This window comes from Vibrio sp. 1078-1, from assembly GCF_033340475.1.
The window spans coordinates 216,782-224,753 of record NZ_JAWOWM010000006.1 but is presented as its reverse complement, the minus strand read 5'-3'; the positions used below and the strand labels follow the sequence as shown (position 1 = coordinate 224,753).

The window sequence follows — 7,972 nt, the reverse complement described above, 5'->3', positions numbered from 1 at the left end:
TTAGCATGAGTAGTTTTACAGGCAAAGCCGAAGCGGATGATAACCACCTACTGAAGTAGGTGGTTTAGGGCTGAAAATAAAAAGGGATGAGCTGAGCTCATCCCTTTTTCTATTGTCTTCAAGCACGGCGATTATAGCTTCTTCAAAATTGCGTCTGATGCCTCTTCGATTAAATCAAGCACCAGTTCAAAGCCATCTTCCCCACCATAATATGGGTCCGGGACTTCGTCGTAACCTGACTCAGAATGACTTAAAAATAACGATACTTTGTGTCGATACTTCAACGGACAAATATCCAATAAATCGGCCAAATTTGCTTTATCTGCGGCTAATATAAGGTCAAACTTTTCAAAGTCATCAATGGTGACTTGGCGCGCTTGCATTCCTTTAAAAGAATAACCTCGCTGCTTTCCTGCTGCCATCGCTCTTGAATCCGGTCGGTTTCCTGCGTGGTAGCCAATTGTACCTGCCGAATCAACCTCTACTTCAACGCCTAGCTTTTGAGCTTTCGCTCTTAACACTGCCTCTCCAGTTGGTGACCGACAAATGTTTCCCATACAAACAACAAGTATTTTCTTCATTTTATTCCCTGAATTATCGGTGGTTTTTCTTCACGATATGTTGGTCTATCATAGCGAGATAAATCAATGAACCCAAATTAGCTTGGGCACAGCACGAAAAGGAATTGAGGAAGTATTATGTCTATCGAAGAAAATAAAGAAGCACGCCATAAAGCTCGCCAACAAAAAGTCAAAGAACAGGTAGACGCAAAAATCGCTGCTGCTCAAGAGGAAAAAGGTCTGCTACTGATCATTACCGGAAATGGTAAAGGTAAATCGACATCAGGATTCGGTACGATCGCACGCGCAGTGGGTCATGGTTTGAATTGTGCTGTCGCGCAGTTTATTAAAGGTACTTGGGACAACGGTGAGCGCAACCTACTTGAGAAACTCGGCGTTGAATTCCAAGTAATGGCGACCGGCTTTACATGGGAAACTCAAAACAAAGCCGCTGATACCGAAGCAGCGCAAGGCGTATGGCAAGAATGTAAACGCATGCTGCAAGACGACTCTATCGATGTCATCTTGTTTGACGAGCTAACTTATATGGTGAGCTACGGCTACATCGACTTAGACGAAGTGGTCGAAGCGCTGAGCAACCGACCTAAAATGCAGTCGGTTATTATTACTGGGCGTGGCGCACATCGAACCCTGATTGAAATGGCCGATACCGTTTCTGAAGTGAAAAATGTAAAGCACGCATTTGAATCTGGCGTAAAAGCCCTCAAAGGCGTCGATTGGTAACACTCGCAGAGTAATTTAAAAAGGGTTGGCAAAATGCCAACCCTTTTGGTTTTCACGCACGGTTAGTTGAAAAGATTCTTCAATAAACCATCGACCGCATCTTTGGTTTTCTCGTCTTTGATTTTGTCCGTTAGCTTCTCCACGCCACGATCGATTTCTTTTTGAGCTTTCTGCTTCAGAACATCATCGAATACGAGCTTGAATTTAGGTTCTGCCCACTTACCAGACACATTGATTGGAATCGTGATGTCTTTCAGCTCATCTATATCTTTACCGCCCTGGCCTTCTAGGCTGCCTACAACTGACGTGCTGATAGTAAAGTCGACTGTTTCATTGATGTAGTTTGCGGTACCTTTACCACGAACACGTAACAATGGAGACTGAGCTTGCATATTATCCGTTGATACTACACCTTTGTTGAGTTTCAATGTCGCCGTCATCGCACTGAAGTCTGTTTTCTTAGCTTCATTGGTGCCTTCAACTTTTTGCCCTTTAAATTTCGCATAGTTTTCACGAATCAACTGAGCAACGTTGATGCCATTCACCGCACCGTCAGCAAAATTGATAACAACCGTACCAGATAGATTCTTCTTGATACCGGTAGGCGTTAGACTCTTACCTGTAACATTCACATCAATGTTACCTGTCCCTTCAAGTTTGTCGTTCTCAGCAACGTCTATAAGTAGCGGTTGAACTTTCACGCCTTTGATTGACTTTTTAACGCTGTAAGTCGCTGGTGATTGGCGTGCATCTAACTTCGCTGTCGCTGAGATTGAGCCTTGGTACAACTTCGAACTAAATGATGTAAGCTCAAACACGCCACGATTTACAGTGAAGCTCGTTTTTACCGCTTCCATCTTCGCATTTGCCGCTTTGAATTTGTCGATGGTAATGTCACCCTTTACATCTAACGCTTTCAACGCAGACAAATCAGGCTCAACCTCAGGTCCGGCAGGAGCACTCTCGCCACCAGAAGCAGGCTTATTACCTTCGGCAGCTTGCTTATCTAACCCTAAGAACTCATCAAGATCGATATTGGGGCTATGGAGAGCAAAGCGTACTTTAGGAATATCACCGAGTGTCACATCTGCCTTACCATCTAGGGCGATAGCATTCGCTGTTAACTTCTCTAGAACAAAACTCAGATGGTTTTTCGTTAGGTCGAAAGACAGATCAGACACCATGTCGACTTTCATCGGGGACTGAGGTAAAGCATCACCCTCAAAAGTCGATTTAAGAGTTAACTTATCCAACTGTACTTTGCTGATAGCCTTGTCCACGCTAAGTTGACCAGCACCCTGCATATCTAACTTCATACCACCAGCGTCACCCTTAATGGCATAAGTCAGGTTATTTACTTTATCGAATTCAAACGTGTCTAAACCGATCGTTGCCGATTCAATTTTATTGGCAGGGTCAGAGTATGTCGCATCAAAGTTGATGTTCTTTAGCGCGTAGTTTGCCAAACCTTTTTCTAGCTTAAAGTCTGCCTGACCTTTCGCGGTGAACTTTTGGTCGTTCATTTCGCCCTTCACGCCAAAATCAGCCGTTGTCCAGTTGTCAAAAGCGAATTCGGAAAGGTTTAATGAAATATCATAAAGTTTGGTGTAACTACCGGCTTGCTTATCCTGCATTTCTAATGAACCGTTAGAAACCGTAACGCCAGCAAGATTAATACTCCAATCAGAACCAGAAGTTTTCGTTTCACCATTTTGCGTAGGCGCAGCATTGCTCTCTTGTTCTGCTTGTTGTGTTTGGGCTTTCGTCAATGCATCAATATTCTTGCTGCCATCTTTCTTGGTTTCAATGTAGAACTCAGCACCATCAAGCGTGACGTTTCCAATTTCAAGCTGTTGACTAAAAAGTGGCATAACAGAGATGTCTACACCAACGGTATCAACTTTGAATAAATTGGGTTTACTAAAGCCTTGTGGGTTTCGCAATTCTGTATGTCCCAACTCAAAGCCAATCGATGGGAAAAATTGCCAACTGATATCCCCTTCAATCACCAACTCTAATCCCGTTTGCTTTTGCGCTTGCTCAACAATAAGGGGTTTAAACTGATTCGGATTGACGAAGATGGTTAACGCTAAAATTGCGACCAAAATGACCACAATCGGTATTGCTAGAATTAAGAGCAGTTTCTTCATTTGTTTTTCCTTGCTCGAGTGTTTTTACAATTATAAGCGCAGACTCCATTTACCGCTGACAGTTCCACAAAAGCGTGAAAAGTGTCTGGTTTTAACCTGCAACTGACTAATTTAAAAACAAAAAAAGAAGTGGCACTTAAGGTGCCACTTCTTCTCTTAAAAATAAAGCGATATAGCCGTCTATAGGCTTAAGCTTTCAAAAGTCTTGCAATGTGAGCTTTTAATACATCAATTGCGATACGGTTTTTACCACCGCGAGGAACAATAATGTCCGCATATTGCTTAGAAGGTTCGATAAACTGCATGAACATCGGACGTACTGTTTGTTGGTATTGCTTAAGAACAGACTCCATAGTTCGGCCTCGTTCTTCCACATCACGCTTAACACGGCGAAGCAAGCAAATATCTAACGGTGTGTCCATAAATACTGTCGCATGCATCAAATCACGAAGACGAGGGTCTGTAAGAAGAAGGATACCTTCTAGAATGATCACCTTTTTAGGTGTCATTGTGGTGGTGTTAATTGTTCTTGTGTGCTCAGTGTAGCTGTACTCAGGCACTTCTACTGCTTCACCACGTACCAATTTTTCTAGGTGCTCACACAGTAGGTCGTGGTCCAACGCACTCGGGTGATCGTAGTTCGTCTTTACTCGCTCTTCCATGCTTAGGTGGCTTTGGTCGTTGTAGTAGCAATCTTCCGTGATGACACCGATTTGATGATCGCCTACTTTCGCGCGAAGCTCATTATAAATAGTGCTCGCGATCAGACTTTTTCCAGAAGCAGAAGCGCCAGCAATACCTACGATGACGCATTGATTATTATCAGACATTAGTTTGCACCCGATGATGATTTCTAGTCACATAAAAAGATAAACTGCCTGATTATAGGGAGTTCACCCCATAGTTACTAGTTGGAATTAGGGTTTAGTCATAAGTTTCTGCCTGCTCAGAGGATTAACCTCCGAGCAAACGTTAAAATGTGCAATTATCAACCAACAGGCATAGTAAACTTAGTTCACCATTGTAAAGCTAATCGCATCTGGTTTTGCTTTGCCTTGCCAAAACATCGTGCTACATACGCGATCGGCAAGTTGCTTATAATACCCTGCATGCTCACTTTCTGGGCGTCTTGCTACCGTTGGCACGCCAGCGTCAATATCTTCTCTCATAGAGATATGAAGCGGAATTTGTCCTAACAATGCTAAGCCAAATTCTTGCGACATTTTTTCAGCTCCGCCCATACCAAAAATATGCTCTTTCGCGCCACATTGACTACAAATGTGATAACTCATGTTTTCCACAACACCAATAACCGGGACATGGACTTTGTTAAACATTGCCGCTCCCTTCCTTGCATCGGCAAGGGCTAAATCTTGCGGTGTTGTGACTAACACGCTACCTGTTACCGGAATTTGTTGTGACAGCGTCAATTGAATATCCCCCGTACCTGGCGGCATATCAATCACCAAATAATCCAAATCTGGCCAATCTGTTTCAGTTAATAACTGCGACAACGCTTTTGAAGCCATTGGACCGCGCCATATCGCCGCTTCTGATTTATCCACCAAATAACCGATAGAATGAGTATAGATGCCGTGAGCAAAAATGGGTTCCATCCACTTGCCATCACGAACTTCTGGTTTAGCATCTTCTTGCCCCAACATCATAGGTACAGACGGACCATAGATATCTGCATCCAACAATCCCACTTTCGCCCCAGATTGAGCAATTGCCAACGCTAAGTTAACTGCGGTAGTAGATTTACCAACGCCACCTTTCGCAGAACTGACGGCAATGATGTTCTTAACACCCTTAACCGAGTTAGCCACTTGAGTTTCTAAAGCTTTAACTCCAAGGCGAATATTAAATGGGAATTCAGCCACTTTACCCGAGGCTTGCTGCTGTTTGATCCAGTCATGCAGTACGGTTTGAAGCTCATTACTTGCGAATGGCAACGTTATATCAATAGAACCCTGTGTCGTAATCGAAATTGCGCCATGAATATCTGCCCAGTTTTCCACCAACTGTGGATGTTGGAATTGGTTAAACCAGTGACAAAAATCTTGTTTTGAAGTGAACTGATGCATAAGCCCTCCTTTTAGATGTCATGCTACCACCGTCCAGGCTCAACCAGAACCCCAAAAAAACTAAGGCATTCCGCAGTTTGACACCTTGGAGTTAGTCAGTTCATGGGGTAGTATTATCCATCAAAATTTATTTATACCTATCAAGAAAAGCGAATATTAAGTATGGCAAACGATCCAAAAAACTTTCCGTCAAGGAAAATGCTGGTAACTTGTGCCCTTCCGTACGCTAACGGTTCGATCCACCTTGGTCATATGCTTGAGCATATCCAAGCGGACATTTGGGTTCGTTACCAACGCCTACGCGGCAACACTGTAAACTTCATCTGTGCTGACGATGCTCACGGCACGCCAATCATGCTTAAAGCGCAACAGATGGGTATTACTCCTGAAGAAATGATTGCCGCAGTTAGCGAAGAGCACCAAAAAGACTTCGCTGGATTTGATATCAGCTTTGATAACTACCACAGCACACACTCAGATGAGAACCGTGAGCTAGCGTCACACATTTATCTTGAGTTGAAGAAAAATGGCTTTATCTCTAGCCGCACTATCTCTCAGCTGTTCGATCCAGAAAAAGAGATGTTCTTACCGGACCGTTTCGTAAAAGGTACCTGTCCAAAATGTAAGTCTGAAGACCAGTACGGTGACAACTGTGACAACTGTGGTGAGACTTACAGCCCAACAGAACTGATCAATCCTAAATCTGCGGTTTCTGGTGCGACGCCAGTAATGAAAGATTCAGAGCACTTCTTCTTCGACCTGCCTCAGTTTGAAAGCATGCTAAAAGAGTGGACTCGCTCTGGCTCGCTACAAGCTGAAACAGCGAACAAAATGCAAGAATGGTTCGAATCTGGTTTGCAGCAATGGGATATCTCACGTGATGCACCATACTTTGGCTTCGAGATCCCTGGTGAGAAGAACAAATTCTTCTACGTATGGCTAGACGCGCCTATCGGCTACATGGGCTCTTTCAAAAATCTATGTGACAAGCGCGACGACCTAGATTTCGACGAGTATTGGAAAAAAGACAGCTCAGCAGAGCTGTACCACTTCATCGGTAAAGACATCGTTTACTTCCACAGCCTATTTTGGCCAGCAATGCTAGAAGGTTCTGGCTTCCGCAAGCCTAACAACGTATTCGTACACGGTTACGTAACCGTAAACGGCGCGAAAATGTCGAAGTCTAAAGGTACGTTCGTAAAAGCAAGCACTTACCTAGAGCACCTAGACCCTGAGTGTCTACGTTACTACTACGCTGCGAAGCTAAACAGCCGTATCGATGATCTAGATCTTAACCTTGAAGACTTCACTCAGCGCGTAAACGCTGACGTTGTTAACAAGATCGTTAACCTGGCATCTCGTAACGCAGGTTTCATCGCGAAACGTTTTGAAGGCAAACTGTCTGACAACTTTGCAGAGCCTGAACTTTACAACGAATTTGTTGCTGCTGCTGACCGTATCGCTGAGCTTTACGAAACGCGTGAGTTTGGTCGTGCAATCCGTGAAATCACGGCATTGGCAGACAAAGCTAACCAATACGTTGATGAAAAAGCACCGTGGGTTGTAGCAAAAGAAGAAGGCAAAGATCAGGAACTACAAGACATCTGTTCTGTCGGTATCAACCTGTTCCGCGTACTGATGACTTACCTGAAACCAGTAATGCCATCGCTAGCTGCGCGTACTGAAGCGTTTCTAAACCAAGAGCTAACTTGGGAAAACATCGCTGCTCCACTAACAGGCCACGAGATCACTAAGTTCAAAGCACTGTTCAACCGTATCGATCCGAAGAATGTTGAAGCGATGATCGAAGCGTCTAAAGAAGATGCGGCGGCAGAAATGGCGGCGAAAGAGAAAGCTGAAGCGGAAAAGAACAAGGCTAGCCAAACCGAGCTAGACAAAGAACCAATCGCTGAAGAGATTGAGTTCGATGCTTTTGCCGCAGTAGATATGCGTATCGCTCGCATCATCTCTTGTGAAGAAGTACCAAAAGCCAACAAACTGCTTAAGTTCCAATTGGACATCGGTGGTGAAACTCGTCAGGTATTCTCTGGCATCAAGTCAGCTTACAAACCTGAAGAGCTAGAAGGCAAGCTAACGGTAATGGTAGCAAACCTAAAACCTCGTAAGATGAAGTTTGGTATGTCTGAAGGTATGATCCTAGCGGCAGGCCCTGGTGGTAGCGACCTGTGGATCCTTGAGCCACACGAAGGCGCTCAACCTGGCATGCGCGTAATGTAAGTTGTAGCTTTACGATCAAATTTAAAAAGTCCTCGCCAGTTCAGCGGGGACTTTTTTTGACTGAATTCACACTTTTGGGAAATTTGTGCACCAAACTTGTACAGCATCTTTCCCGTCACAAGCCTAACTCACTGTTTTAGTAGAAGTTAATTAGTGGCATCAAAACTGCAATCTTCCTTGTTAGGTCCAAACA

At 44.1% G+C, this 7,972-nt stretch carries 6 protein-coding genes; 2 read left to right on the top strand and 4 right to left on the bottom strand.

Annotated features, from left to right (window positions below; genetic code table 11):
• Nucleotides 1-131: 131 nt before the first annotated feature.
• A complete protein-coding gene (locus R7190_RS14510; protein ID WP_025767219.1) occupies nucleotides 132-581 on the bottom strand; it encodes a low molecular weight protein-tyrosine-phosphatase in 450 nt (149 codons plus the stop codon).
• A 117-nt stretch (nucleotides 582-698) separates the two neighbouring features.
• Between R7190_RS14510 and cobO the strand changes: the two genes are divergently transcribed.
• Nucleotides 699-1,304 (top strand): cob(I)yrinic acid a,c-diamide adenosyltransferase, encoded by a 606-nt coding sequence (gene cobO, locus R7190_RS14505; protein ID WP_005380837.1) that lies wholly within the window; start codon nucleotides 699-701, stop codon nucleotides 1,302-1,304.
• Between the two features lie 62 nt (nucleotides 1,305-1,366).
• On the opposite strand, the gene R7190_RS14500 is transcribed toward cobO, so the two are convergent.
• The 3 genes from R7190_RS14500 to apbC all read right to left on the bottom strand — a co-directional run bounded on the left by R7190_RS14500 (nucleotide 1,367) and on the right by apbC (nucleotide 5,541).
• Nucleotides 1,367-3,454, bottom strand: a complete 2,088-nt coding sequence (locus R7190_RS14500; protein WP_085569760.1) for an AsmA family protein — start codon at nucleotides 3,452-3,454, stop codon at nucleotides 1,367-1,369.
• Nucleotides 3,455-3,642: 188 nt separating this feature from the next.
• Entirely contained in the window at nucleotides 3,643-4,284 is a 642-nt protein-coding gene (gene udk / locus R7190_RS14495) for a uridine kinase (protein WP_005380833.1), read from the bottom strand.
• A gap of 180 nt (nucleotides 4,285-4,464) precedes the next feature.
• Nucleotides 4,465-5,541 carry an iron-sulfur cluster carrier protein ApbC gene (gene apbC, locus R7190_RS14490; RefSeq protein WP_005380830.1) on the bottom strand — a complete coding sequence of 359 codons (1,077 nt, stop codon included), beginning with the start codon at nucleotides 5,539-5,541 and terminating at the stop codon, nucleotides 4,465-4,467.
• A 162-nt stretch (nucleotides 5,542-5,703) separates the two neighbouring features.
• Here apbC and metG point away from each other — a divergent pair, with 162 nt between their 5' ends.
• Nucleotides 5,704-7,779 carry a methionine--tRNA ligase gene (metG, locus tag R7190_RS14485; protein WP_005387290.1) on the top strand — a complete coding sequence of 692 codons (2,076 nt, stop codon included), beginning with the start codon at nucleotides 5,704-5,706 and terminating at the stop codon, nucleotides 7,777-7,779.
• The last annotated feature ends 193 nt before the right edge of the window (nucleotides 7,780-7,972 follow it).